Genomic DNA, 22,297 nt, shown 5'->3' with positions numbered 1-22,297 from the left:
TTATCCTTCGTTATTGCTTCGAAGTTATTGCTTCGAAGTGCTGCCGGCCTTGGCGGCTGCGGCAGCGACTTTCTCTTCTTTTTTTGCTTCAGGCTTGGCGGGGGCCGGGGCCAACGGATCGAAATCCATCTTCACGATCTCCGCCGTCACCGGGGCGCCCGGACGCACGCGCTGCAGGCCGTTGACCACGATCTTCTCGCCCGGCTTCAGGCCGTCGCGCACCACGCGCAGGCCGTCGATTTGCGGGCCCAGCGTGACGGGACGGTATTCGGCCTTGCTGTCGGCGCCGACCACGAACACGAACTTGCGGTTCTGGTCCGTGCCCACGGCGCGGTCGTTGATCAGCAGCGCGGGCTTGCCGGCGCCGGCGCCTTCCAGCTGCACGCGGGCGAACAGGCCTGGCACCAGCGCGTTGTCGGCGTTGGCGAAGGTGGCGCGCATGCGCACCGAGCCGCTGCGCGGATCGAGCTGGTTGTCCACGAATTCCAGCTTGCCTTCGTGCGGGAAGCCGGTTTCATTGGCCAGGCCCACTTTCACGGTGACCGGCTGGCCCTTGGTGGCGGCGGTGCCCACGCGCAGGAAGGTGTCTTCGTCGCCGTCGAAGCTGGCGTAGATTTTCTCCAGCGAGACCACGGAGGTCAGCACGGCCGACGCGTCGACCAGGTTGCCCAGCGTGATTTCGGCTTTCGACACGCGGCCGTTGATCGGCGAGACCACTTGCGTGTACGCCACGTTCAGGCGCGCCGCCTCGGCTTGCGCGGTGGCCGCGCGGGCGTTGGCGTCCAGCTCTTTCAGGCTGGAGGACTTCTCGTCGTATTCGCGCTGCGCGATGGCCTTGTCGGCCAGCAGCTTCTCGGCCCGGGCCAGTTCCAGCTTGGCCAGGTCGGCCTTGGCGCGCGCGGAGTTGGCGGCCGCCTCGGCACGGCTCAGTTCAGCCTGGTATGGGCGGGCGTCGATCTGGAACAGCACGTCGCCCTTCTTGACTTCGCTGCCCGGCTTGAAGTTCACGGCGGTGATGAAGCCGCTGACGCGGGAGCGGATCTCCACGCGTTCGATCGCTTCCAGGCGGCCCGAGAACTCCTGGGTCTCGGTGACGTTCTTTTCCACCACGGCGGCGGCGGAGATCGGCGGGCCGCCGGCGGCCGGCGCTTCGGCGGTCTTGCCGTTGGCGGTATCGCATCCTGCAAGGCTGATGGCTGCCAACCCTGCTACAACCATTGCGGCAGCCAGTGGGCGCAGCAAGGTGCTGAAGTTTTTCTCGGTTTTCATATTAATCCCTTTTTGTATGAAAATTTTTAATAGATGTGGCGATACCGCTCGTCACTGCAAAACGTCGGGACAAGACGGCCCTACCGCGCACGAGGCACGGAAATTTTGTTACTGCTTGGAATGTCTCTCGTCTACAAATATACTGGCAGCCAGATAATATGTAAACGTTTTTGTTTAGTTATTCATGATGGCGGGATCTCCGTCCCATCCAGCCCGGCGATAAAACAGGCGATCTCGCTCAGTGCAAACACCTTGCACGCGCATTCGTTGCGCGCTTCAACGTCGGAAACGGGGGCGGCAGGCAGGCGCCGCACCGTGGTCTTGATCCCGCAGGAGATCAGCTTGGTACCGTATTGTTCAGCTTCGTCCCGTAATGGGTCGTCCTCGCCCGACAGGATCAGCGCCGGCGGCAGATTCTTCAACCGGCTCGACTGCAGCGGCGAGGCGTAAGGATGGGTACGGTCCGCCGCATTGGGCAGGTAGCCGCGGTAGCCGGCGGCGCACACGTCGGCCGCCTTGGCCTTGTCGGTGCATGTCGGCAGCTCCCGCATGGAGCTGCTCGACAGGCCCGGGTCCAGCATGGGCATGATGAGGATCTGGCCCGACAGCGCAGGGCCGCCGCGGTCGCGCGACATCAGCGAACTGACGGCGGCCAGGTTGGCGCCGGCTTCAATGCCGGCCACCATCAGGCGCTTGCCATTCCAGCCCAGCTTGGTTTTGTTCTTCTTCGCCCACAGCAGCACGGCGTGGGCGTCCTCCACCGCCGCCGGGAAGGGGCTGGTGGTGGCAAGGGTGTAACTGCTGGCCAGCACCAGGTAGCCGCTGTTGCAGCTGACCAGGCCGCGCAGGAACTCGTCCGCCTCGTCCAGGTCGCCGCTGACGAAACCGCCGCCGGGGAAGAAAACGATCAGCGTATCGCGCTTGCCGGCAGGGGCGCCTGCGGGGTTGCCAGACCAGGCGCCGCTGTACAGGCGGGCGGCCAGCGGGCCATGGGCCCCGGCCACTTCGATATCGCGCGTCTTCAACTGCGCCGGCACCGGATCCATCATTGCTGCACCGCCGCAGAATTGGTCTTGGCCAGGCTGTCCGCGCTGGCCACCATACCGCCCCCGATGACCTCGTGGGTCAGCGCGTTGACGCCACGGACTTCGGTACCGGCTGCCGCCGAGTACAAGTCGGTGCACATCATTCCGGCCAAGGCGAACGAACTCAGCGCTAACGCGATCGTTGCAAAGATTCCATCCCGATGTTTCATGGTTAAACTCCTAGTGGCACTGCGTTACATTTCTGCATGCATGAACTATAGTCTTGATCTACAATCCGATAAATAGCTCGAAGTCGAATTGATTGTTCAGAATCCCGAACAATAAGGAAATAGATGAACAAACTGCTAGCAATGGAAGTGTTCGTGCAGGTGGTCGACGCCGGCGGCTTCACGCGCGCGGCCGAGAACATGCAGCTGCCCAAGGCCAGCGTGTCGACGCTGGTGCAAGCACTGGAAACCGCCCTCGCGGTCAAGCTGCTGCACCGCACCACGCGCCAGATCAGCGTGACCGCCGACGGCGCCGCCTATTACGAGCGCTGCCTGCGCATCCTGTCGGACGTGCGCGAGGCCGAGGAGTCGCTGTCGCGCACCAAGCTCAGCCCCAGCGGACGGCTGCGGGTCGACGCGCCCACCGGCCTGGCCAGCGAAGTGCTGATCCCCGCCCTGCCCGACTTTTTCGAGCGCTACCCTGACATCACGCTGGAACTGGGCTGCAGCGACCGCCCGGTGGACCTGATCGAGGAAGGCGTCGACTGCGCGGTGCGCGGCGGCATCCTGGGCGATTCGGCGCTGATCGCGCGCCGCATCGGCGTGCTCAGCTTCGTCACCTGCGCCGCGCCTTCTTATCTGCAGCGCTACGGCGTGCCGCAGCACCCGCGCGACCTCGAGCGCCACCGCTGCGTGAATTACTTTTCGTCCAAGACCGGCAAGATCTACGACTGGGACTTCACCCTGAACGGCGAACGCATCCAGACGCCGCTGCCGGGCTTCATCGCGCTGAACGACAGCAACGCCTACGTGGCGGCCGGGCTGGCCGGGCTGGGCATCGTGCAGATGACCGACTTCGCGCTGGAAGAATACCTGCGCGACGGCCGCCTGGTGCAGGTGCTGGCCGAATGGATTACCGATCCGATCCCGATTCATGTAGTCTATCCGCAGAACCGACACCTGTCGGCCAAGGTGCGCGTGTTCGTGGAATGGGTGGCCGAGCATTTCGCCGCCCATCCCGGCATGCGCATCCGGACCACGCCCAACCTCGCCCCCACTCAACAGGCCGCCTGATGAATGACCACCATATCGTATTCCTCGACCGTGAAAGCCTGATCGCCAACGTGCGCCGCCCGGCGTTCAGCCACAGCTGGGCCGAGTACGCGGCCACCGCGGCGGGCGAGGCAGCCAGCCGCCTGGCCGGCGCCACCATCGCCATCACCAACAAGGTGCCGCTGCGCGCGGACACGCTGGCGCAGCTGCCGGAGCTGAAAATGATCGCCGTGGCCGCCACCGGCACCGACATCATCGACCTGGCCGCCTGCCGCGAGCGCGGCATCGTGGTCTCCAACATCCGCAACTACGCCTACGCCACCTTGCCCGAGCACGTGTTCGCCATGATCCTGGCGCTGCGCCGCAACCTGCTGGCCTACCGGGCCGACGTGCAGGCCGGAAAATGGCAAAAGTCCGACAAGTTCTGCATGTTCGACCACCCCATCACCGACCTGGCCGGCAGCAAGCTGGGCCTGCTGGGCTATGGCGCGCTGGGGCAGGCGGTGGCCAGGCTGGGGCGCGCCTTCGGCATGGAAATCCTGGTGCACAAGCGCACGCCGGTGCAGGAGGATGGCGTCAAGAATGTGTCGTGGGACGAGCTGCTGGAAACTTCGGACGTGCTCAGCCTGCATGCGCCGCTGAACGACCAGACCCGCAACAGCATCGGCGCCGCCGAGCTGGAACGGATGAAGCGCTCGGCCCTGCTGATCAACACCGCGCGCGGCGGCCTGGTGGACGAAGCCGCGCTGGCCAAGGCGCTGACCACCGGCGTGATAGCCGGCGCGGGCTTCGACGTGCTGGTCAAGGAGCCGCCGCCGGAAGACAACGTGCTGCTCAACCTGCACCTGCCCAACTTCATCCTGACCCCGCACATCGCCTGGGCCAGCATGCAAGCCATGCAGATCCTGGCCGACCAGCTGATCGACAACGTCGAGGCGTTTGTGGCGGGCAAGCCAGTCAATATGGTGGGATAGCGTCAGGCCAGCGACTGCTTCAGTAAGAAAAACAGCGTGATGCTCATGCCGGCCTGCGAGAAGAACAGGCCGATCGCGACGCCCATCATCCAGGTGCGCAGCTTGTCGACCTCGTATTTCAGGTCGGCTTTGGTGGCCAGATAGGGTAGCTGCACTTCAATCGCCGTCAGGCGCGCGTTCAACTCGGCAACGTCCCGCTTGGTCGGCAGGTTTGAGCCGCGTCAAACTGCGTCCACTAACCGCGCCCCCGGATCATTTCTTGGATATCTTCTTGTGGATCTCGCCAACGGCCATCAAGCCGGCGGACGAGTAGAAGGCGTGGTATTCGGCGACCATTTCGCCATTGATGATGACGGGGTCGGTGGCCACCAGTTTCTTCGCCTCTTCGATGTCCGCCGTCGCCATCACGAACAAGCCGCGCCAGCCGTCGACGCCGTCCAGCGGACCGGCCAGCGCCAGTTTTTTCTCGTCCGACAGACGCTGCATATTGGCGAAGTGGCCTTTGAACATTTCATTGCGCTCCGCGCCGGCGGGCATCTTCTTGGGGCCGGTTTTGAGAATGACCAGCACGTATTTCTTCATGCCCATTTCGTCGCCGCCCAGCGATTTGGCCAGCTCAGGGTCGCTTTGCGCTACGGCCGGCAGCGCGGACAGGGCCAGCACGCCGCACAGGATTGCCAAGGATTGTTTCCACATGGTTTTGCTCCCTTCTTATAAGAATATTTCAGCACACTAACACACCGCAGGCGGGCGCCGGCACCGCGCAAGCGCGCACCGCTGCCGGTGCAGATCCGCTAGTATCTTTGATCGATACAAGATTGTCAGGCCTAGTGAATGAAAGCTCAGCTGTTGGAAGACATAGGCGATAGCCACCCGCTGCCACCTTTGCCACCGAGGCAGCGGCATGCGGCGCGGACACCGCCGCCGCCATCACCACCGCAACCAACGCCGCCCTCTCCGCCAGAGGCGCCGCGCGCGGCCGCCGCGCCGGACGGCGTATGGAGACGTGCGCCGGAAGCCGCGCCGGAGGGTCAAGCATGGGCGCCGCCACCTCCACTGCCGGATACCCCATGGACATCCGATCCGCCGCCCGTCTGGAACATACCAAACGAGCCTGCATATTCGCCCGCGCCCGACGAGCCGGACTGGTTCGATCGCTGGGGCCGCCGTGCCGCGACGGCAACGGCAGTATTGCTGGCCACGCTCGCCGTGGGCGGCGGAGGCCTGTGGCTGTACAACGAGAGCAAAGTGGACAAATCGCTTTCCGTGCTGGCCAGGGCGCCTATCCCTGCGCGGCATGCCCAGCCCGCACCTAGCGTTTCGCCGCAGCCCGGCGGCCCGCAGGCAACCCTCGCAGAACAGGCCGGAACGCCGGCAGCCGAGCCGGCGCCGCGCGTTGCAGACACATCCCCGCCGCAGACCGCCAGCCAGGAGCCTGCAGCTGCCGCCGCCGGCGCCGCGCCGCCCGAACGGCCCCGCAAGCGCGCCGTGGCCAGCAAGTCCAAGGCGTCGCGCCCCGCGCCAGTGCAAGCCAGGTACGCCAGCGACAAATCGGAACGCAGCGACCCATTGAAGGAGACGCTCAGGCAATGCCGCGCCGCCGGCTACCATGCGGCGAAATGCATCCAGCTCGGCTGCACCGCCACCCAGTACGGTTTGGCGTGCAAGGGAGCGAACACCGCGCGGCGCTAAACCGGCATTAATTCACTTTATCGACCACCAAACGGTGCGCATCGTCGAACACCCATACCGCTTCATAGTCCACTTCGAACAGGTGCCCATCCGGGTCCTTGAAGTAGCCGGCTATCCCCCAGGCGGTGCGGGTAGCCGGCTTGACGATGCTGCCACCCGCCTCCACCGCCTTGGCCAATATGCGCGGCACGTCTTCGGCGCTTCGCGCCAGGTGGATCAGCGCGATGCCCGAAAAGCCGGTTTTCTCAGGCACCGGCTCCAGCGCATCGTTGGCCAGGTCCGCCCGGTTGATCAGGCACAGCGCGTAGCCGCCCATATCGAACTTCACGAAACCATCGTTGCCGGTGGCGGACTTCTTCCAGCCCAGCGCCTCATAAAAGCGCGCCGCCTTCGGCACGTTCGCAACGCCCAGCAAAATCAAATGCATGCGCTGGCTGGGCGCCAGTGCGGCAACACCTTCGGATGAAAATACATGGCCTGCAGCTTGGTCGAGCATGGAATCCTCAGTTAGGTGGCACGGACAGAATGTCGGCGAAATCAACCACGGCTTCATCGGTGCCGTTCATATAGAGACGCTTCTGTTTGCGCGGATACTCGCAAACGTCCTGCTCCAGGTTGGTGCGCGCGCACAGCATTACCAGCGGCTCGCTGCCGGTATTCAGTATGGTGTGCGCGGCGCCATTCTTGGGAAACCCGAGAAAATCCCCCGCGCCGATGGCGCAGCGCTGTTCTTCAATCACCGCCTCGCCGCAGCCGGACAGGATATAGAAGCACTGCTCTTCATACAGATGGCGGTGGTATTCGGAGTATTCGCGGCCGGGCGGCACCGCCATCAGATGCAAGCCCAGGTCGGTCAGCCCCGTGGCGGCGCCCAGCGACTTGGATGTCCGCGTCGCTTCGGGATTGAGCAGGTGCACCTTGGATTTGCCCGGCATGGCCGCGATCGCCGCGGCGGTCAGGAGTTCGGCGGGAGTCGTCATGGCCGTCACCGTATTGAATTACTGCCCGGATAGCTGCCCGGCAGCAGGATGTTCTTGTCCACCAGCGCCACGTCGCGCAGGCCGCAGAAGGCCATGGTCAGGTCCAGCTCGTTGCGGATGATGTCCAGGCAGCGCGTCACGCCCTGCTCGCCCATCGCTCCCAGCCCGTACAGGAAAGGCCGCCCGATATAGACGCCCTTCGCGCCCAGCGCCAGCGCCTTGATCACGTCCTGCCCGGAGCGGATGCCGCCGTCCATGTGCACCTCGATTTCCTTGCCGACCGCGTCGACGATGGCGGGCAGCGCGCCGATCGACGACTGCGCGCCGTCCAGCTGGCGCCCGCCGTGGTTGGACACGATGAGCGCATCCGCGCCGGCCGCCACGCAATGGCGCGCATCTTCCGCGTCCATGATGCCTTTGATGATGAGTTTGCCGCCCCAGCGCTGCTTGATCCACTCCACGTCCTTCCATGACAGGCTCAGGTCGAACTGCTGGCTGGTCCACGACGACAGCGACGACATGTCCGACACCGACGTGGCGTGCCCGACGATGTTGCCGAAGCCGCGCCGCCTGGTGCCCAGCATGCCCAGGCAACAGCGCGGCTTGGTGGCCAGGTTGAGCAGGTTGGCCAGCGTGGGCTTGGGCGGCGCCGACAGGCCGTTGCGGATATCCTTGTGGCGCTGCCCCAGCACCTGCAAGTCCAGCGTCAGCACCAGCGCCGAGCAGCGCGCGGCCTTGGCGCGGTCGATCAGGCGGTTGATGAATTCGCGGTCCTTCATCACGTACAGCTGGAACCAGAACGGTTTCGTGGTATGCGCGGCCACGTCCTCGATCGAGCAAATGCTCATGGTGGACAGGGTGAACGGCACGCCGAACGCCTCGGCGGCGCGCGCGGCGAGGATTTCGCCGTCGGCATGCTGCATGCCGGTCAGCCCGGTCGGCGCCAGCGCCACCGGCATCGACACCGCCTGCCCCGCCATGCTGCTGGCCAGGCTGCGGTTTTCCAGGTTGACCGCCACCCGCTGGCGGAATTTGATGGGTTCGAAGTCGCTGCAGTTGGCGCGGTAGGTGGATTCGGTCCAGGAACCGGCGTCGGCGTAATCGTAAAACATGCGCGGCACGCGCTTTTGCGCCAGAACGCGCAAGTCTTCGATACAGGTGATGATGGTCATGCACTCCCCCGGGTTGCCATTTCAGCAAATCATAACAGGAAGCGCAAAATGAAAAGGACAAAACGAAAAGGGCCAGATCTTCCGATCTGGCCCTCGTATTCTGGTGCGGCTGGCAGGAATCGAACCCACGACCCCTTGGTTCGTAGCCAAGTACTCTATCCAGCTGAGCTACAGCCGCTTTTTACTGCTGGTACATCTACAACGGTACTACTGAAAAACTGGTGCGGCTGGCAGGAATCGAACCCACGACCCCTTGGTTCGTAGCCAAGTACTCTATCCAGCTGAGCTACAGCCGCAAAAAAACTTCTCATCAATACAACACAGCAAGACTGGTGCGGCTGGCAGGAATCGAACCCACGACCCCTTGGTTCGTAGCCAAGTACTCTATCCAGCTGAGCTACAGCCGCCTGTCATTACTGTTACTGCAATACGCTGTACGATCAGCGCATTTTACTACAACAAACTGGTGCGGCTGGCAGGAATCGAACCCACGACCCCTTGGTTCGTAGCCAAGTACTCTATCCAGCTGAGCTACAGCCGCATCGGAAACCACGGATATTCTGCAGTTTTCGCTTTCTTTCTCTGGTTCCCCGTCGAAAGAAGCAAGATTATAGGCATATCCATTCTGCTTGTCCAGAGGGAAATCGATTCCGCGTGGGCGCCGCAATTCATTCACCAAACTGATACTGCTCATCACGAAAGGCAATTGGATTTTCCGTAGGGCATGCTGCATAGTTACACCTGTCTCCTCTATTCTCCTAACGGGAAATAGATTCAGCCCGCTCTCGCAGCGGGCTTTTTTTTCGCCCTGCGCTGGTGTAGCATCAGGCCAATGGTCAAATTCGCAACGACGGGCGCCCCGGATGACACAACAAGACAGCATTAGCCTGCATACCCTGCCGCCCCTGGACTGGTCGCGCACCGCGCTCGGCCTGCCCGCTTCCTGGCCGCCCTGCCTGCGGCTGCCGGTCGACATCCTGCTCAATTGCCCACTAGCAATGGCCATCGCCTGGGGGCCGGAGAAAATCCTGCTATATAACCGCGCCTACGCCGCGCTGATGGGCATGCGCCCGGAATCGGTGCCCGGCGGCAGCGTGCCCATCATGCAGCCGCCCGTGTTCGGCTGGAACCACGCCGCCATGGAAGCGGCCTGGGGCGGCGCGGCGCTGGCCTACCCCGGCCAGTCCATGCCCTTGTGGCGCGACGGCGCCCCCAGCGAACTGCTGCTGGACCTGCACTACACCCCGCTGCGCGACGAGTCCGGCGCGGTGCGCGGCGTGCTGTGCGCCATGCAGCTGGCGGCGGCGCCCGCCCCGGCGGCGCAGGAGCAGGCGCCGCCCGCCCACGCCCGCGTCCTGGTGGTGGAGGACAATCCGGACGCGCGCTACCTGGTGTGCGAAATGCTGCGCGCGCTGGGCTACGAGGTGCACGCCGCCGGCGACGGCGAGCAGGCCGTGGCCATGCTGGCGGACCACCGCTACGGCATCCTGTTCAGCGACGTCAGCCTGCCCGGCATGTCCGGCGTGGAGCTGGCGCGCAGCGCGCTGCGCAGCCAGCCGCAGCTGCAGGTGGTGTTCGCGTCCGGCTACGGCGGCGGTTTCACCAGCCAGCTCGATTTCCCCGCCGTATCGATGCAAAAACCCTATGAGATCGACCAGCTGCGGCAGGTGCTGGCCAGCGCGGCGGCGCGCGTACCAACGGTGCGGTTGTAAAGCGCACAAGACGGCTACAATGAAGCCACGGTCCGGTTCGGCCGTCCCCCAGATGCAGACACCCATGATTTACTGTGACCCCCACCCTTGCGCGGCACAGGCGCCTACCTCCAGGAGAGCCTGAGTGGCCAAACTCGACAAAGAAGAGGAAGCGCGCATGCACTCGGCTGCCATGCGCAGCGCCAACAGCGTGCTGCTGGCCCGCCAGCGCGCCGAGCACGCGATGCAGCAAGCGCGCGAGGAGCTGCGCCGCTCCAACGAGCGCCTGAAAACCGTCCTGGAGAGCATCACCGACGGCTTCATCGTGCTCGACCACGACTGGACTGTCACTTATATCAATCCGCAGGCGGCCAACATCATCCACCCGCTGGAAAACGGCGGCCGGCACGCGCTGGGCGCCAACCTGTGGGACGCCTTCCCCGGCCTGCGCGGCACCGTGCTGGAAGCGCAGTTCCGGCGCGCCATGGAAATGCAGCAGAGCGTGGGCTTCGAGCTGTACTACCTGCCGCGCAAGATCTGGCTGGACGTGCGCGCCTATCCGTCGGCCGAAGGCCTGACCTGCTCGATCCAGAACATCACCAAGCGCAAGCTGGACGAACGCGCGCTGCGCGAAAGCGCCAACCGGCTGCAGGTGGCGCTGGCGGCGGGCAAGCTGGGCGACTGGCTGTGGGATGCCGGCAGCAACCTGGTGACGCTGGGCCGGCGCGCCGCCGAACTGCTGGACCTGGGCGGCGAGACCAGCCTGACCTGGGACGCGCTGAGCGAGCACATTTTCGAGGACGACCGCGCCCCGGCCCGCGCCGCCTTCCTGGACGCCTTTGAACACCGCACCGATTTCGACATCGAATGCCGCGTCGAGCGCGCCGGCGGCGAACGGCGCTGGCTGTCCGTGGTCGGCCATGGCAACTACGCCGAGGACGGCGCGGTGCTGGGCATGACCGGCATGGTGCAGGACATTTCCGACCGCAAGGCGGCCGAAAGCACGCTGCGCCAGAGCCAGGAGGAACTGCAGGCGATGGCCAACGCCATCCCGCAACTGGCCTGGATCGCCCGCTTCGACGGCGCCGTGGTGTGGTACAACGAGCGCTGGTACGAATACACCGGCCTGGCGCGCGAGGCCGCGCCGCCCACCGGCTGGGACGACGTGTACGACCCGGAAACCCTGCCGGCGATCCGCCAGCACTGGCAGGAAGCGCTGCGCACCGGCACCCCCTTCGAGATGGAATTTCCGATCCGCGGCGCGGACGGCCACTACCGCTGGTTCCTGTCGCGCGCCAACCCGGTGCGCGACAGCACCGGCCGCCTGGTGCGCTGGTTCGGCACCAGCACCGACGTCGACCAGGTCAAGCGGGTGCAGGAAGCGCTGCGCGACGAAAGCGCCATCCTGGAACTGCTGAACGCCACCGGCAACGCGCTGGCCTCCAAGCGCAACCTGCGCTCGCTGCTGCAGGAAGTGACGGACGCGGCCACCCGCATCAGCGGCGCGCGCTTCGGCGCCTTCTTCTACAACAGCACCAGCGCCGACGGCGGCGTGCTCACCTTGTATACGCTGTCGGGCATGCCGCCGGAGGCGTTCGTCCATTTCCCGCATCCGCGCGCCACCGCCCTGTTCGGCCCCAGCATGCGCGGCGAAGGCACCTTGCGCAGCGACGACCTGCTGCGCGACCCGCGCTACGGCCAGAACGCGCCGCACCGGGGCGTGCCCAACGGCCACCCGTCGGTGCGCAGCTACCTGGCCGTGCCGGTGGTGTCGCGTTCGGGCGAGGTGATCGGCTCGCTGTTCTTCGGCCACCCCGAACCGCGCATGTTCAACGAGCGCACCGAGCGCATCATCGGCGGCATTGCGGCCCAGGCCGCCGTGGCGATCGACAACGCGCGCCTGTACGAGGCCGCCCAGCAGGCCGCCGAGGAGCGCAAGGTGCTGCTGGACAGCGAACGCAGCGCGCGCGCCGAAGCCGAGCGCACCAGCCAGATGAAGGACGAATTCCTGGCCACGCTGTCGCACGAGCTGCGCACGCCGCTGACGGCCATCCTCGGATGGGCGCAGGTGCTGCGGCGCGGCAGCCGCGACGAGGCCGACCTGCACCGCGGCCTGCAAACCATCGAGCGCAACGCGCGCGCCCAGGCCCAGCTGATCGAGGACTTGCTGGACATGAGCCGCATCACGTCAGGCAAAGTGTTGCTGGATATGCAAACCCTGTCGCCGCTGACGGTGGTCGATGCCGCCATCGAGACGGTGCGCCCGGGGGCCGATGCCAAGAGCATACAAATCGAGCGCGACTTCCATAGCACCGGCCTGGTGGCCGCCGACCCCAGCCGGCTGCAGCAGGTGATCTGGAACCTGCTGACCAACGCCATCAAGTTCACGCCCAAGGGCGGCGCGCTGCGGGTGAGCGTGACCGAGGCCGAAGGCCACATGGCCATCACCGTGGCCGACACCGGCATCGGCATCCGGCCCGAATTCCTGGCCCACGTGTTCGAGCGCTTCCGCCAGGCCGACTCCACCACCACGCGCCGCCACGGCGGCCTGGGGCTGGGCTTGTCCATCGTCAAGCACCTGGTCGAGCAGCACGGCGGCACCGTGTCGGTGGCCAGCAAGGGCGAGGGACGCGGCGCCAGCTTCACGGTCAGCCTGCCGCTGGCCACCGCCCCCAGCGGCGCCGCGCGCCAGGCCCGCTTCCAGGCGGCCCAGCCGCCGGCGCTGCCGGCCGTGCCGGCCGAGGGCGGCCAGCACGACCTGGCCGGCATGCGCGTGCTGGTGGTGGACGACGAAATCGACGCAAGAGACCTGATCAAGCGCATACTAAGCGACTGTAACGCTACCGTTCTGACTGCCGCCAATGCGGCCGAGGCGCTGCGCCTGGTCGAGCGCGAACGCCCCAGCCTGCTGGTCAGCGACATCGGCATGCCGGACGTGGACGGTTTCGAGCTGCTGGCCCAGGTGCGCGCGCTGGGGCCGGAGCGCGGCGGCGCCGTGCCGGCCATTGCGCTGACCGCCTTCGCCCGCTCGGAAGACCGGCTGCGCGCGCTGGAGTGCGGCTTCCGCGACCACGTGTCCAAACCGGTCGAACCGGCCGAACTGGTGCGTGCTGTTGCATTGGCGGCACAAACACGATAATTTTTACCAATGGAAATATTTCTTTCCATAGAGAATAACTTGCGCTCCTACCTGAAGACGCGGCGCTGTCCTACAAGCAACGTCGCGATCCTTTGCTACACTCGGAGCTTGAGAAATATCACCGCCCCAACCTGTATTGACGAGACATTACTATGCCTAGCCCGGACGAGATTCTGAACGCCAAGATACTGGTGGTGGACGATTGCGCCGACAATATCGACCTGATGCTCGAAATCCTGCGCGATGCCGGCTATAGCAATGTCTCGTCCACCATGCTGCCCGAACAGGTGTGCGGACTGCACCGCCAGCACTGCTACGACCTGATCCTGCTGGACCTGCAAATGCCGGAGCTGAACGGCTTCCAGGTGATGAAGGGGCTCAAGGAAATCGAACAGGACGGCTATCTGCCGGTGCTGGCGCTGACCGCCCAGCCCAGCTTCAAGATCGCGGCGCTGGAAGCGGGCGCGCGCGACTTCATCAGCAAGCCCTTCGACCTGCTGGAAGTGCACAAGCGCATCCACAACATGCTGGAAGTGCGCCTGCTGTACAAGGAGCTGGCGCAGTACAGCAAGCAGCAGCAGGAACTGGCGCTGCACGATCCGCTCACCGGGCTGCCCAACCGCCGCCTGCTGGAGGACCGCATCGCCACCAATCTGCAGCACGCCGCGCGCCACCAGCACAAGGCCGCCGTCATGTATCTGGACCTGGACGGCTTCAAGGCCATCAACGACACCCACGGCCACGCCTGCGGCGACGAGATCCTGAAGCTGGTGGCCGGCCGCCTGGTCGGCTCCTCGCGCAAGGAAGACACCGTGGCGCGCGTCGGCGGCGACGAGTTCGTCATCGTGCTGGGTGAAGTGGGCAGCCTGGGCGACGCCCAGGAACCGGCGTCCAAGCTGATCGAAGTGGTGTCCGAACCCTACCAGGTGGGCGCGCTGACCTTGAAGCTGTCCACCAGCATCGGCATCGCGCTCTATCCCGACCATGCCGACAATGTCCAGGCGCTGATCGAGAAAGCCGACCAGGCCCTGTACGACGCCAAGCGCGGCGGCAAGAACCGCCATTGCGCGGCCCAGCCCGAAGCGGCGGCCGCCGAAGCCTACGTCCCCAGCCATCCCGCCATGCACAGCGCGTCGGTCGCGTGAACGCGGCCCGCAATGCAACGGGGCCGCGCAGCATGCCGCGCGGCCCCGTCCCGCCACGCGCCGTTTCAGTGCGCCGCAGCCGTTTCCTTGGCCGTGCCCTCTTCGGTGGACTGCTCCACCTTGCCCGCGTGCTGGTGGTCGCCCTGCGCATCCACCATGTCCGGCGCCACTTCAATCCGGGTGATGCCGGCGTCGACCGAAATCGGGTCGCTGGCCGGGAAGGTCATTTCCACCGCTTCGTCGAGCAGCGTTTCCTTGGCGATCTGGGCCGGCGTTTCCTGCTCGCGGTCGGCCAGGATGGTGATCGCCTGCGCCCACTTGACGAAGTCCAGCTCGGCCAGCTCGCGCACCGTGCCGACGTTGAACGCCTTGGCCAGCGCCTTGGCGTCGGCGGCGCTGACGCCCTTCAGTGCGCTTACCGGCGCAGCCGCCAATTCGCGGAAGCACTTGCCCACGTATTCCTTATCCACAACAGTATCGATATTCATGATGCATCCTTTTCAAGGGTTGGTCGGCACGGGACGACTATGGCATGCGCGGCCGGTGCTGTATGTGCGCAGCCGAACACTGGCCGCGGCCGTGGCCGCGCGCGATAGCCGTGCGCGCTTTTGACTTTCACTTATCAGGTTGTTATGATCGATCAATAGTTTGTCAGGCGAAATTTTTCCTTTCCGTGGCTCCAACAACAACGTGCCTAAAGTAGACAAACCCAAAGTGCTGGTCGTCAACGACGACGCCAACAGCCTGTTCGCGTTGACCAGTTTGCTGGCGCAATGGTCGGACCAGGAAGGCTATGACGTCCTGGCTGCCCGCTCGGGCGAGGAAGGCCTGCGCCAGGTGCTGATGCACGATTTCGCCGTGATCCTGTTGGACGTCAACATGCCCGGCATGGACGGCTTCGAAACCGCCGAGGCGATCCACCAGCGCGCCCGCTCGGCCGACATCCCCATCATCTTCGTCACCGCCTTCGTGGCCGACGAGCTGGACCGCCTGAAGGCTTACCAGCGCGGCGCGGCGGACTTCCTGTTCACCCCCATCATTCCGCAAATTCTGCACGCCAAGATTTCCGTGTTCGTGGCGCTGGCCGTCAAGAACGAGGAGCTGAAGCGGCAGGCGCGCCAGCTCAGCCTGCGCACCACGGAACTGACGGCCACCAACAAAAAGCTCACGCGCGAGATCGAAGAGCGCAAAGTGGCCGAGCAGCAAAACCATGCCAAGGACGAATTCCTGGCCATGCTGGGCCACGAGCTGCGCAACCCGCTGAGCGCCATCAGCAGCGCCGCCTCGCTGATCGCGCTGCCGGGCGTGGCGGCCGACGCGGTGGCGCGCGCCAAGCACATCATCCAGCGCCAGAGCCGCCACCTGGGCCGCATCGTCGACGACCTGCTGGACCTGAGCCGCGCCATGTCGGGCAAGATCCTGCTCAACCGCGCGCCGCTGGAACTGTCCGTCCTGCTGAGCACCTGCATGGAAACCTACCGCACCACCGGGCGCACCGCCGGCTACGCGGTCACGCTGGAAGCGGGGCCGGGCTGGGTGCATGGCGACGCCACGCGGCTGGAACAGCTATTCTGCAACTTGATGGACAACGCGCTGAAATACACGCCGCCCGGCGGCAGCATCACAGTCTGCTGCGACACCGACGGCGAGGAGGTGCTGTTGTCGGTCGAGGACAGCGGGGTCGGCATACCGGCCACGCTGCTGCCCCATGTTTTCGATGTCTTCGTCCAGGGTTCTAGCACGCTGGACCGCGCACAAGGGGGGCTGGGCATCGGCCTGGCGCTGGTGCGTCGCCTGGCCGAGCTGCACGGCGGCAACGTTGCCGCCTTCAGCGGCGGCAATGGCGAAGGCAGCATCTTCACTATTCGGCTGCCGCGCTGCGAGCGGCCATCCGAACCGAGGCAAGAGATTATGGATACCACTGAAACCGGCAAGCCCACCGTGCTGCTGATCGAAGACAACGACGACGGCCGCGAGATGATGTCGATGATGCTGAGTTGCTACGGCTATGAAGTGCGCAACGCGGCCGACGGCCTGCAGGGGCTGGAACTGGCGGCCGCCTACCGCCCGGACCTGGCGCTGGTCGATATCGGCCTGCCGGGCATCGACGGCTACGAAGTGGCGCGCCGCCTGCGCGCCAGCGAAGAAACGCGCGGCATGAAGCTGATCGCGCTGACCGGCTACGGCCTGGCCGAGGACCAGCGCCGCGTGCTGGAAGCGGGCTTCGACATGCATCTGGTGAAGCCGGTCGATATCGACAACCTGATGAAGGCGATCGGCAGCTGCGCCGCTTCGGCGGGCGCGGCCCCGGCGGCCCCGGCCACCGCCCGCACCTGACGGCGGGCGCACCCCATGTCGCAGTGCGACAAAGAAAATCAACCTCAGGTATGATCGCCGCATAAAAACAGATCATTCTTACTCTGAGACTCTCCTTATGTCCGCACAGGCACATCCCGTTCCCTACGACAGCCAGCGCGCCGCCGAGCTGAGCGAACTGCTCGGCCACGTCAACGCGTGCTGGGACAACGAGCGCCGCTCGTTGTCGCGCCAGCTGCACGACAGCATGGGCTCCTCGCTGACCGCGCTGACCATGCACCTCGGCCTGCTGACGCAAAAGCTGCCGCCCGACCCGGCCCTGCTCGAGCGCGCCACGCAGATGAAAAATCTGCTGCACACCATCATAGAAACCAACCGCCAGATGCAGCACCGGCTGTGGAACGACAAGCTGGAATTTCTCGGCGTGCGCGTGGCGCTGAGCGAGCTGGTGACGCAGTTCGGCGAGCAGCACGGCCTGGCGGCCAGCTGCAGCCTGCCGGAAGAGGAACCGCACAGCCCGCGCAGCCACAATGTGGTGCTGCTGCGCGCGCTGGAAGAAGCCTTGCGCAACATCGTCAGCCACGCCCAGGCCAGCATGGTGGACGTGATCGTGGACGACAACGACGACGAGATCATGCTGACGGTGAAGGACAACGGCGTGGGTCCGGCGCTGCAGGCCGACGTGATCGGCGCCGACAGCGCCAAGCACGGCCTGCGCGTGCTGCGCGAACGCGCCGCCTACCTGGGCGGCACGCTGACCCTGGCGGCCGGCAGCGGCGGGGGCGCCATCCTGACCGTGGTGCTGCCCAAGCCCGTCGCCAAGCCGGCGCCGTAGCAGCCGGCCGGGCGCGCCCGCCCCCCCCTTCAGTGCAGCTTCACCAGCGGCGTGGTGCGCTTGATCAGGAAGCGCGCCAGCGCCAGCACGCCGGTGCGCACCGTGCCCAGCACGGCCTGGTGGTGCATCAGGTGCAAACTGGTGTACATCAGGCGCGCCACGAAGCCGTCGACAAACCAGTTCAGCCCTTTTAGCGAGCCCATCAGGCTACCGACCGATGAGGTCTGGCCGAACGACACCAGCGAACCGTAATCCTTGTAGACATAAGGCGCGCTCTGCGGCGCCTTGCCCTGCGCCTGGCGCAGGAAAGTCTGCACCAGGTAGTCGGCCTGCTGGTGCGCGGCCTGCGCGCGCGGCGGCACCGGCTTGCCGTCCGCGCCCAGGCACAGGGCGCAGTCGCCCAGCGCGTATATGCCTGGGTGGCCCTTGACGGCCAAACTGCCGTCCACTTCCAGCTGGCCGCCCTTGGCGGTGGGCAAGCCCAGCGTGCCCAGCAACGCCGGCGCCCTGATGCCGGCGGCCCACACCACGATGTCGGCGGGGTATCGTTTGCTGTCCTGCTTGCCTTCCTGCCCGCCGTCGCCGGTAGTCACGTAGTCGGCGTCGATGGCCGTCACGCGGGTCGATGTCACCACCGTGATGGCGCGCTCTTCCAGCAGCTTGAGGGCGGCCGCCGACACCCGCTCCGGCAGCGGCGCCAGGATGCGCGGCGCCCCTTCCAGCAGCGTGATGCGGACGTCCTTTTTCGGGTCCAGGTGGCCGAAGCCGTAGGCGGCGTACACGCCGCTCGCTTCGCGCAGTTCCGCCGCCAGCTCGACGCCGGTGGCGCCGCCGCCGATGATGACGATGTCCACGCCAGCCCCGGCCGGCGCGGCGGCGGCCGGTTCGACCACCTCGGTGGCGCCCGGCGCGCCCTTCTTCAGCGCGGCCTTGGTCAGCAGCTTGAGCAGGGTCAGCCGGAAGCGCTCGGCGTCCTCGGTGGCGTTCAGGGAAATGGTGTGCTGCTCGGCGCCGGGCACGCCGAAGTAGTTGGAGGTGCTGCCGATGGCCAGCACCAGCGAATCGAAACCGATGCGGCGCTCGGGCAGCACTTCCTCGTGCTCGGTGGTGGCGATGGCCGCCACCGTCAGCCGTTTGGCAGGCGCGTCGAGCGCCGTCAGGGCGCCATAGACATAGGTAAAACCGTTGTCGTGGGCCAGCATCTGGTAGGACAGGCCTTCCTGGTGGATATCCAGGGTGCCCGCCGCCACCTCGTGCAGCGAAGGTTTCCAGATGTGATACAGCCGGCTATCGACCAGCATCACCTGTCGCGGCCCCAGCTTGCGGCCCAGCTTGCAGGCCAGCTCCAGTCCGCCGGCCCCGCCTCCCACGATCACGATTTTGCTATGCATGTCGCTCCTGAAGCCGGTAAAACTCAGTCTTTGCCGTGGCCCTTGCCGTGACCGTTGCCGTGGCCCTTGTCATGCTTGTCATGCTTGTCATGCTTGTCGTGCTTGTCGCGGTGGTCGTCACGGTGATCGTCGCGGCGGCCGTCATGATGGCCGCCACGGGCGTGCTCCGTGCGGTAGCGCGGCGCATAGTCGTTCACATACCAGTCGTCGCGCACGAAATAGACGCGGCGGCCGCAGGCGTTGTAGGCGCCGCAGTGCTTCGACCACTTCTTGGCATGGCCGGGAGGCACGCGCAGGTACAGCGGCTGCTCGATCACGCGCACCGGGCGGTGCACGATGATGGGTTCCGCATAGATGACCGGCGGCGGCGCCATGTTGCCCAGATCGATACGGCCGTAAAAGCCGGGCTGGCCCACGCTGATGGACACATTTTGCGCAGCGGAGGTCAGGGAGATTGCCAGCAGACTGGCGGCGATGAGGAGTTTTTTCATGGTGTCATCTTATGGTTATGGGTTTACTGCAGCTTCATTCTAAGCTGCGAGCAACTATCTGTATGTACGCTTTCGCACATAACCCTACCAAATTTTAGCCAAAGGCAACACTATTCCACTGAAGAACTGCCAGTCCGGCGAGGCCCGCGCGAGGCCGCGCGCCACCCCGAAATCGATGGTCAGGCGCGGGTGCGGGCTGTAGGCCGCCGCCAGCAGCAGCTGCGCCGTGCTTCCCGCCCCGCTGCGGCGCGTGCCGGCCAGCTCCGCCGTGGCGCCCCATTGATCGTCCAGCGGCAGCGAGAAGGACGCCGAGGCGCCGGTTTGCACGCGGCCCTGCCCCGCTTCGGCACCGCCCAGCCTGGTCAGGTTCAGGTTGGCATCCATGTGCACGCTGCCGAAGTCGCGGCTGGCGATGCCGTTCACGCTGTAGTCCGCGCGGCCGCTGCCGATGCCGTCCCGGGCCGTGGGCGCCTTGGCGCCCAGCTCCAGGCCCAGGCCGCCGGCCTCGCCCAGTTGCCAGGCGCGCTTGAGGACGAACTGCGTGTCGCCCACGCCGCGCAGCCGGGGCGTATCCTGTTCACGGTCGGAAACCCAGGCCTCGCCGCCCAGCAGCACGCCCCATTCCGGGCTGAACGCCAGCTTCAGGGTATACGGGAGGCTGGCGCGGCGCGCGGCGCCGTCGCGGCTGGCCAGTCCGCCCAGCTCCAGTTCCAGCTGGCCGGGCGCCGGCAGCTGCGCCGGACTGGACACCGAGGGCCGGTATGGCGACACCGGCGGGGCCACGGCTGCGCCACCCTGTGCGCTGTCCTGCAGGCGCTCCTGCGCCATGGCCGGCGCGGCCAGGAACAGGCCCGCAGCCAGCCCAAAGGCGGCGCGCAGCAGGCCCGGCCGCATGATCATCAGCACTCCCATGAGTCCTCCGTATCGAGACCGCCAGCCTACCACGGCGCGCCGGGCGCCGATCAGTCCTGCTGCAGCTGATTCTCGAGCTGCGCGATGGCCGCCTGCGACTGCGCAATCACCTTGCCGGCGATGCGCTCGCGCATGCCTTGCACACGTCCGGCCGCCTCCGCCTCCAGCAGCAGCGGCGTGAGCATCTGCCGCGCCGATTCGTGGAAGCCCTGCGCCACCTCATCCAGTTGCGCCAGATAAGACTGCTCCGCCACCTTGAACCGCGCGCGCAGCTCTTCCTCGAAGGCGCGGCGCTTGTCGCGGATTTCCGAGCGCTTGCGCTTGCCGCCGTCCGCAAACCATTTGAACGCGCCCGCCAGCAGCACCGCGCCGCCGACAAACGGCGCGGCCGGCGCCAGCACCGGCATCACCACCGCCACGCCGAACAGATACGCCACCGTGCCGGTGCCCGCCGCCGCCACCGCGCCGCCCATCAGGGTCAGGCTGGCGGCCGTATCGACCGTGTTCACCAGCCGCGTGCCGATGCGCAGGCTGGGCATCAGCCTGGCCAGCGCGGCGTGGTGCTCGCGCTGGAACACATTGGTCTGCCCCAGCCGCATGCCGGACTGGAACAGGCGCAAATCGTGCTGCATCAGGCTCAGCGCCTCTTCCTTGCGCCGCACCACGCGGTCCAGGCGGCGCTCCATTTCCTGGCCGAACTGGTTGCGGCCTATGCTTTCCCACACGTCGCCGTCCTTCCACTGGTCGGTGGCCAGCCGGTCGGCAATCGCCAGTTCGATGGCGTTGCCGGCGTCGTGCACGGCGTCGTCGATATCCTGGAACAGCGTGCTGCGCTCGTAGGCCACGCGCGCGTCCACCAGCGCCAGCCGCTGCTGCACCTGGGCGCGCAACTCGAGCGCGGCGGTCATCATGCGCTCGGCGTTCGACGCCGAGGCGGCCAGCGAGGCGGACAGCTCCTGGTAGGCGCTGATGCCCTGGCCGATGCTCGCGGTGGCCTCGCGCACCATGGCGCGCAGCTGTTCCTGGTCCAGCTTGCCGCCCTGGAAGCGGCGCGCGCCGTCCAGCAGTTCGCTGTGGCCGGTGCTGCGGCCGAAATCCGCCACCACGTCGCCCAGGCTGCGGCCTTTCACCAGCTTGCGCGCCTGCTGGCCGATGCTGCCAAGCAGGCCGCGCTCGTCATCGGGCGGCAGCGTGGCCAGCTCGTCGGTGCGCAGGCGCAGGTCCAGCGCCTTGGCCACCCGCTGCGCCAGCGCGCGCGCCTTGGTCCCCTGCAGCGCCACCAGCGGGCGCAGCATGTCGTAGGCCTGCTCGCGGGTCTGCAAGTCCACCGGCGGCGCGCAGCGCGCCAAGGCATTCAGCGCCCAGTCGACGCTGACCCCGGATTCAATGGCGTTCAATACCAGTGCGGTGAAAACAGCGGAAGCCTTGCCTTCGCCGGCCAGGTCGGTGACGGCGGCGAACTGGCCCAGGGTGACGGTGCCATCGGCAGCAGCCAGCGCGCCCACGGTACGCGCCAGCGCGGAGGCGAAACTTTGATCGGAGGACAGATGTTCGTCCAGCGTGCGGATTACTAAGGGTTTTTCGGCATCCATCCAGTACTCAAGCTAATAATTTCAAACAGGCGAGTATGAAACCGCCTTGCACGAAGACCGCGATAAAGAGCCAGCGGAACAAATCAGTTTGCAACTTTGCGAGACGCGTCTCCATACGTGCTTCGAATGCAGCAAACCGGGCCTCCGTGCGCGCTTCAAACGCGATAAACCGGGCGTCAATTCGCGCCTCGAATACCTCAAAGCGGCTGTCCATGCGCGCCTCCATGCGCGCTTCCTGCGCAACCAACTCACTGTGCAAATAGTCTTTCGTGACCAGTTGCTGCAGCGTTTCAGCGGTCAGTTCAGCATGCACCAAGGCTTGCTCCCGTGGCACGCCAGCCATTTCCAGGCGCTCGGCGTAGCGGCTCAGGTTGAATTCGTAGGCTGACATGG

Annotated in this window: 22 protein-coding genes and 4 tRNA genes; 8 read left to right on the top strand and 18 right to left on the bottom strand. The window is 65.9% G+C overall.

From position 1 onward, the window contains the following. Positions 1-24: 24 nt before the first annotated feature. The 3 genes from AC56DV_RS27355 to AC56DV_RS27345 all read right to left on the bottom strand — a co-directional run bounded on the left by AC56DV_RS27355 (position 25) and on the right by AC56DV_RS27345 (position 2,524). The gene (locus AC56DV_RS27355; protein ID WP_496317370.1) at positions 25-1,269 is read right to left on the bottom strand and encodes an efflux RND transporter periplasmic adaptor subunit; all 1,245 of its coding nucleotides are present in this window, start codon (positions 1,267-1,269) and stop codon (positions 25-27) included. 182 nt (positions 1,270-1,451) lie between these two features. Further along, a complete protein-coding gene (locus AC56DV_RS27350; RefSeq protein ID WP_496317369.1) occupies positions 1,452-2,318 on the bottom strand; it encodes an alpha/beta hydrolase in 867 nt (288 codons plus the stop codon). Then, positions 2,315-2,524, bottom strand: a complete 210-nt coding sequence (locus AC56DV_RS27345; protein WP_496317368.1) for a hypothetical protein — start codon at positions 2,522-2,524, stop codon at positions 2,315-2,317. The genes AC56DV_RS27350 and AC56DV_RS27345 overlap by 4 nt, the downstream gene beginning before the upstream one ends. Positions 2,525-2,647: 123 nt before the next feature. Between AC56DV_RS27345 and AC56DV_RS27340 the strand changes: the two genes are divergently transcribed. Next, complete coding sequence (locus AC56DV_RS27340) at positions 2,648-3,595, top strand: LysR family transcriptional regulator (RefSeq protein WP_496317367.1); 948 nt, start codon at positions 2,648-2,650, stop codon at positions 3,593-3,595. Then, complete coding sequence (locus AC56DV_RS27335) at positions 3,595-4,548, top strand: D-2-hydroxyacid dehydrogenase (RefSeq protein WP_496317366.1); 954 nt, start codon at positions 3,595-3,597, stop codon at positions 4,546-4,548. The genes AC56DV_RS27340 and AC56DV_RS27335 overlap by 1 nt, the downstream gene beginning before the upstream one ends. A 2-nt stretch (positions 4,549-4,550) precedes the next feature. Here the strand turns inward: AC56DV_RS27335 and AC56DV_RS27330 are convergent, their stop codons facing one another. Together AC56DV_RS27330 and AC56DV_RS27325 are read right to left on the bottom strand one after the other, a co-directional pair. After that, positions 4,551-4,703 (bottom strand): hypothetical protein, encoded by a 153-nt coding sequence (locus AC56DV_RS27330; RefSeq protein WP_496317365.1) that lies wholly within the window; start codon positions 4,701-4,703, stop codon positions 4,551-4,553. Between the two features lie 97 nt (positions 4,704-4,800). Then, positions 4,801-5,244, bottom strand: a complete 444-nt coding sequence (locus tag AC56DV_RS27325; RefSeq protein ID WP_496317364.1) for a YciI family protein — start codon at positions 5,242-5,244, stop codon at positions 4,801-4,803. Positions 5,245-5,739: 495 nt separating this feature from the next. Here AC56DV_RS27325 and AC56DV_RS27320 point away from each other — a divergent pair, with 495 nt between their 5' ends. Next, positions 5,740-6,240, top strand: coding sequence for a hypothetical protein (locus AC56DV_RS27320; protein ID WP_496317363.1), 501 nt, complete (start codon positions 5,740-5,742; stop codon positions 6,238-6,240). 7 nt (positions 6,241-6,247) lie between these two features. Here the strand turns inward: AC56DV_RS27320 and AC56DV_RS27315 are convergent, their stop codons facing one another. The 7 genes from AC56DV_RS27315 to AC56DV_RS27285 all read right to left on the bottom strand — a co-directional run bounded on the left by AC56DV_RS27315 (position 6,248) and on the right by AC56DV_RS27285 (position 8,933). After that, positions 6,248-6,736 (bottom strand): VOC family protein, encoded by a 489-nt coding sequence (locus AC56DV_RS27315; protein ID WP_496317362.1) that lies wholly within the window; start codon positions 6,734-6,736, stop codon positions 6,248-6,250. Positions 6,737-6,743: 7 nt separating this feature from the next. Further along, positions 6,744-7,220, bottom strand: coding sequence for a cupin domain-containing protein (locus AC56DV_RS27310; RefSeq protein WP_496317361.1), 477 nt, complete (start codon positions 7,218-7,220; stop codon positions 6,744-6,746). A gap of 5 nt (positions 7,221-7,225) precedes the next feature. After that, on the bottom strand, positions 7,226-8,392 hold the full coding sequence (locus AC56DV_RS27305; protein ID WP_496317360.1) for an alpha-hydroxy acid oxidase: 1,167 nt from the start codon (positions 8,390-8,392) through the stop codon (positions 7,226-7,228). A gap of 101 nt (positions 8,393-8,493) precedes the next feature. Next, positions 8,494-8,570: transfer RNA gene (locus tag AC56DV_RS27300), tRNA-Arg, on the bottom strand. 41 nt (positions 8,571-8,611) lie between these two features. Continuing rightward, positions 8,612-8,688 (bottom strand) — tRNA-Arg (locus AC56DV_RS27295). A 34-nt stretch (positions 8,689-8,722) separates the two neighbouring features. Further along, a tRNA-Arg gene (locus AC56DV_RS27290) sits at positions 8,723-8,799 on the bottom strand. 57 nt (positions 8,800-8,856) lie between these two features. Beyond that, a tRNA-Arg gene (locus tag AC56DV_RS27285) sits at positions 8,857-8,933 on the bottom strand. A 322-nt stretch (positions 8,934-9,255) separates the two neighbouring features. Between AC56DV_RS27285 and AC56DV_RS27280 the strand changes: the two genes are divergently transcribed. The 3 genes from AC56DV_RS27280 (at position 9,256) to AC56DV_RS27270 (ending at position 14,367) form a co-directional block, all read left to right on the top strand. Further along, positions 9,256-10,104 carry a response regulator gene (locus AC56DV_RS27280; protein WP_496317359.1) on the top strand — a complete coding sequence of 283 codons (849 nt, stop codon included), beginning with the start codon at positions 9,256-9,258 and terminating at the stop codon, positions 10,102-10,104. 124 nt (positions 10,105-10,228) lie between these two features. Next, the gene (locus AC56DV_RS27275) at positions 10,229-13,222 is read left to right on the top strand and encodes a PAS domain-containing hybrid sensor histidine kinase/response regulator (RefSeq protein WP_496317358.1); all 2,994 of its coding nucleotides are present in this window, start codon (positions 10,229-10,231) and stop codon (positions 13,220-13,222) included. 152 nt (positions 13,223-13,374) lie between these two features. Further along, on the top strand, positions 13,375-14,367 hold the full coding sequence (locus tag AC56DV_RS27270; protein ID WP_496317357.1) for a diguanylate cyclase domain-containing protein: 993 nt from the start codon (positions 13,375-13,377) through the stop codon (positions 14,365-14,367). A gap of 65 nt (positions 14,368-14,432) precedes the next feature. Here AC56DV_RS27270 and AC56DV_RS27265 read toward each other — a convergent pair whose 3' ends face one another. Then, positions 14,433-14,855, bottom strand: coding sequence for a hypothetical protein (locus tag AC56DV_RS27265; RefSeq protein ID WP_496317356.1), 423 nt, complete (start codon positions 14,853-14,855; stop codon positions 14,433-14,435). A gap of 202 nt (positions 14,856-15,057) precedes the next feature. On the opposite strand from AC56DV_RS27265, the gene AC56DV_RS27260 reads away from it, so the two are divergent. Beyond that, complete coding sequence (locus AC56DV_RS27260) at positions 15,058-16,704, top strand: response regulator (RefSeq protein WP_496317355.1); 1,647 nt, start codon at positions 15,058-15,060, stop codon at positions 16,702-16,704. Between the two features lie 97 nt (positions 16,705-16,801). Next, positions 16,802-17,518, top strand: a complete 717-nt coding sequence (locus tag AC56DV_RS27255) for a sensor histidine kinase (RefSeq protein WP_496317354.1) — start codon at positions 16,802-16,804, stop codon at positions 17,516-17,518. A gap of 29 nt (positions 17,519-17,547) precedes the next feature. Here the strand turns inward: AC56DV_RS27255 and AC56DV_RS27250 are convergent, their stop codons facing one another. The 5 genes from AC56DV_RS27250 to AC56DV_RS27230 form a co-directional block, all read right to left on the bottom strand. Further along, on the bottom strand, positions 17,548-18,909 hold the full coding sequence (locus AC56DV_RS27250) for an NAD(P)/FAD-dependent oxidoreductase (RefSeq protein WP_496317353.1): 1,362 nt from the start codon (positions 18,907-18,909) through the stop codon (positions 17,548-17,550). A gap of 23 nt (positions 18,910-18,932) precedes the next feature. Further along, positions 18,933-19,400: a hypothetical protein gene (locus AC56DV_RS27245; RefSeq protein ID WP_496317352.1), complete on the bottom strand. Its 468-nt coding sequence runs from the start codon at positions 19,398-19,400 to the stop codon at positions 18,933-18,935. A gap of 84 nt (positions 19,401-19,484) precedes the next feature. After that, positions 19,485-20,312 (bottom strand): transporter, encoded by an 828-nt coding sequence (locus AC56DV_RS27240; RefSeq protein ID WP_496317351.1) that lies wholly within the window; start codon positions 20,310-20,312, stop codon positions 19,485-19,487. 50 nt (positions 20,313-20,362) lie between these two features. Continuing rightward, entirely contained in the window at positions 20,363-21,904 is a 1,542-nt protein-coding gene (locus AC56DV_RS27235) for a hypothetical protein (RefSeq protein ID WP_496317350.1), read from the bottom strand. A 7-nt stretch (positions 21,905-21,911) separates the two neighbouring features. Beyond that, entirely contained in the window at positions 21,912-22,295 is a 384-nt protein-coding gene (locus AC56DV_RS27230; RefSeq protein ID WP_496317349.1) for a hypothetical protein, read from the bottom strand. Between the last annotated feature and the right edge of the window lie 2 nt (positions 22,296-22,297).

Source organism: Massilia sp. BGA-UO-ETr-WB1, assembly GCF_059567845.1.
The sequence above is the reverse complement of the archived record's forward strand: the minus strand, read 5'-3'. Positions and strand labels throughout refer to the sequence as shown.

Bases quoted from the DNA above. Each gene is read 5' to 3' on its own strand.
- AC56DV_RS27355 (WP_496317370.1), bottom strand. From the start codon at position 1,269: ATGAAAACCGAGAAAAACTTCAGCACCTTGCTGCGCCCACTGGCTGCC.
- AC56DV_RS27350 (WP_496317369.1), bottom strand. From the start codon at position 2,318: ATGATGGATCCGGTGCCGGCGCAGTTGAAGACGCGCGATATCGAAGTG.
- AC56DV_RS27345 (WP_496317368.1), bottom strand. From the start codon at position 2,524: ATGAAACATCGGGATGGAATCTTTGCAACGATCGCGTTAGCGCTGAGT.
- AC56DV_RS27340 (WP_496317367.1), top strand. From the start codon at position 2,648: ATGAACAAACTGCTAGCAATGGAAGTGTTCGTGCAGGTGGTCGACGCC.
- AC56DV_RS27335 (WP_496317366.1), top strand. From the start codon at position 3,595: ATGAATGACCACCATATCGTATTCCTCGACCGTGAAAGCCTGATCGCC.
- AC56DV_RS27325 (WP_496317364.1), bottom strand. From the start codon at position 5,244: ATGTGGAAACAATCCTTGGCAATCCTGTGCGGCGTGCTGGCCCTGTCC.
- AC56DV_RS27315 (WP_496317362.1), bottom strand. From the start codon at position 6,736: ATGCTCGACCAAGCTGCAGGCCATGTATTTTCATCCGAAGGTGTTGCC.
- AC56DV_RS27310 (WP_496317361.1), bottom strand. From the start codon at position 7,220: ATGACGACTCCCGCCGAACTCCTGACCGCCGCGGCGATCGCGGCCATG.
- AC56DV_RS27305 (WP_496317360.1), bottom strand. From the start codon at position 8,392: ATGACCATCATCACCTGTATCGAAGACTTGCGCGTTCTGGCGCAAAAG.
- AC56DV_RS27280 (WP_496317359.1), top strand. From the start codon at position 9,256: ATGACACAACAAGACAGCATTAGCCTGCATACCCTGCCGCCCCTGGAC.
- AC56DV_RS27270 (WP_496317357.1), top strand. From the start codon at position 13,375: ATGCCTAGCCCGGACGAGATTCTGAACGCCAAGATACTGGTGGTGGAC.
- AC56DV_RS27265 (WP_496317356.1), bottom strand. From the start codon at position 14,855: ATGAATATCGATACTGTTGTGGATAAGGAATACGTGGGCAAGTGCTTC.
- AC56DV_RS27255 (WP_496317354.1), top strand. From the start codon at position 16,802: ATGTCCGCACAGGCACATCCCGTTCCCTACGACAGCCAGCGCGCCGCC.
- AC56DV_RS27250 (WP_496317353.1), bottom strand. From the start codon at position 18,909: ATGCATAGCAAAATCGTGATCGTGGGAGGCGGGGCCGGCGGACTGGAG.
- AC56DV_RS27245 (WP_496317352.1), bottom strand. From the start codon at position 19,400: ATGAAAAAACTCCTCATCGCCGCCAGTCTGCTGGCAATCTCCCTGACC.
- AC56DV_RS27240 (WP_496317351.1), bottom strand. From the start codon at position 20,312: ATGGGAGTGCTGATGATCATGCGGCCGGGCCTGCTGCGCGCCGCCTTT.
- AC56DV_RS27235 (WP_496317350.1), bottom strand. From the start codon at position 21,904: ATGGATGCCGAAAAACCCTTAGTAATCCGCACGCTGGACGAACATCTG.
- AC56DV_RS27230 (WP_496317349.1), bottom strand. From the start codon at position 22,295: ATGTCAGCCTACGAATTCAACCTGAGCCGCTACGCCGAGCGCCTGGAA.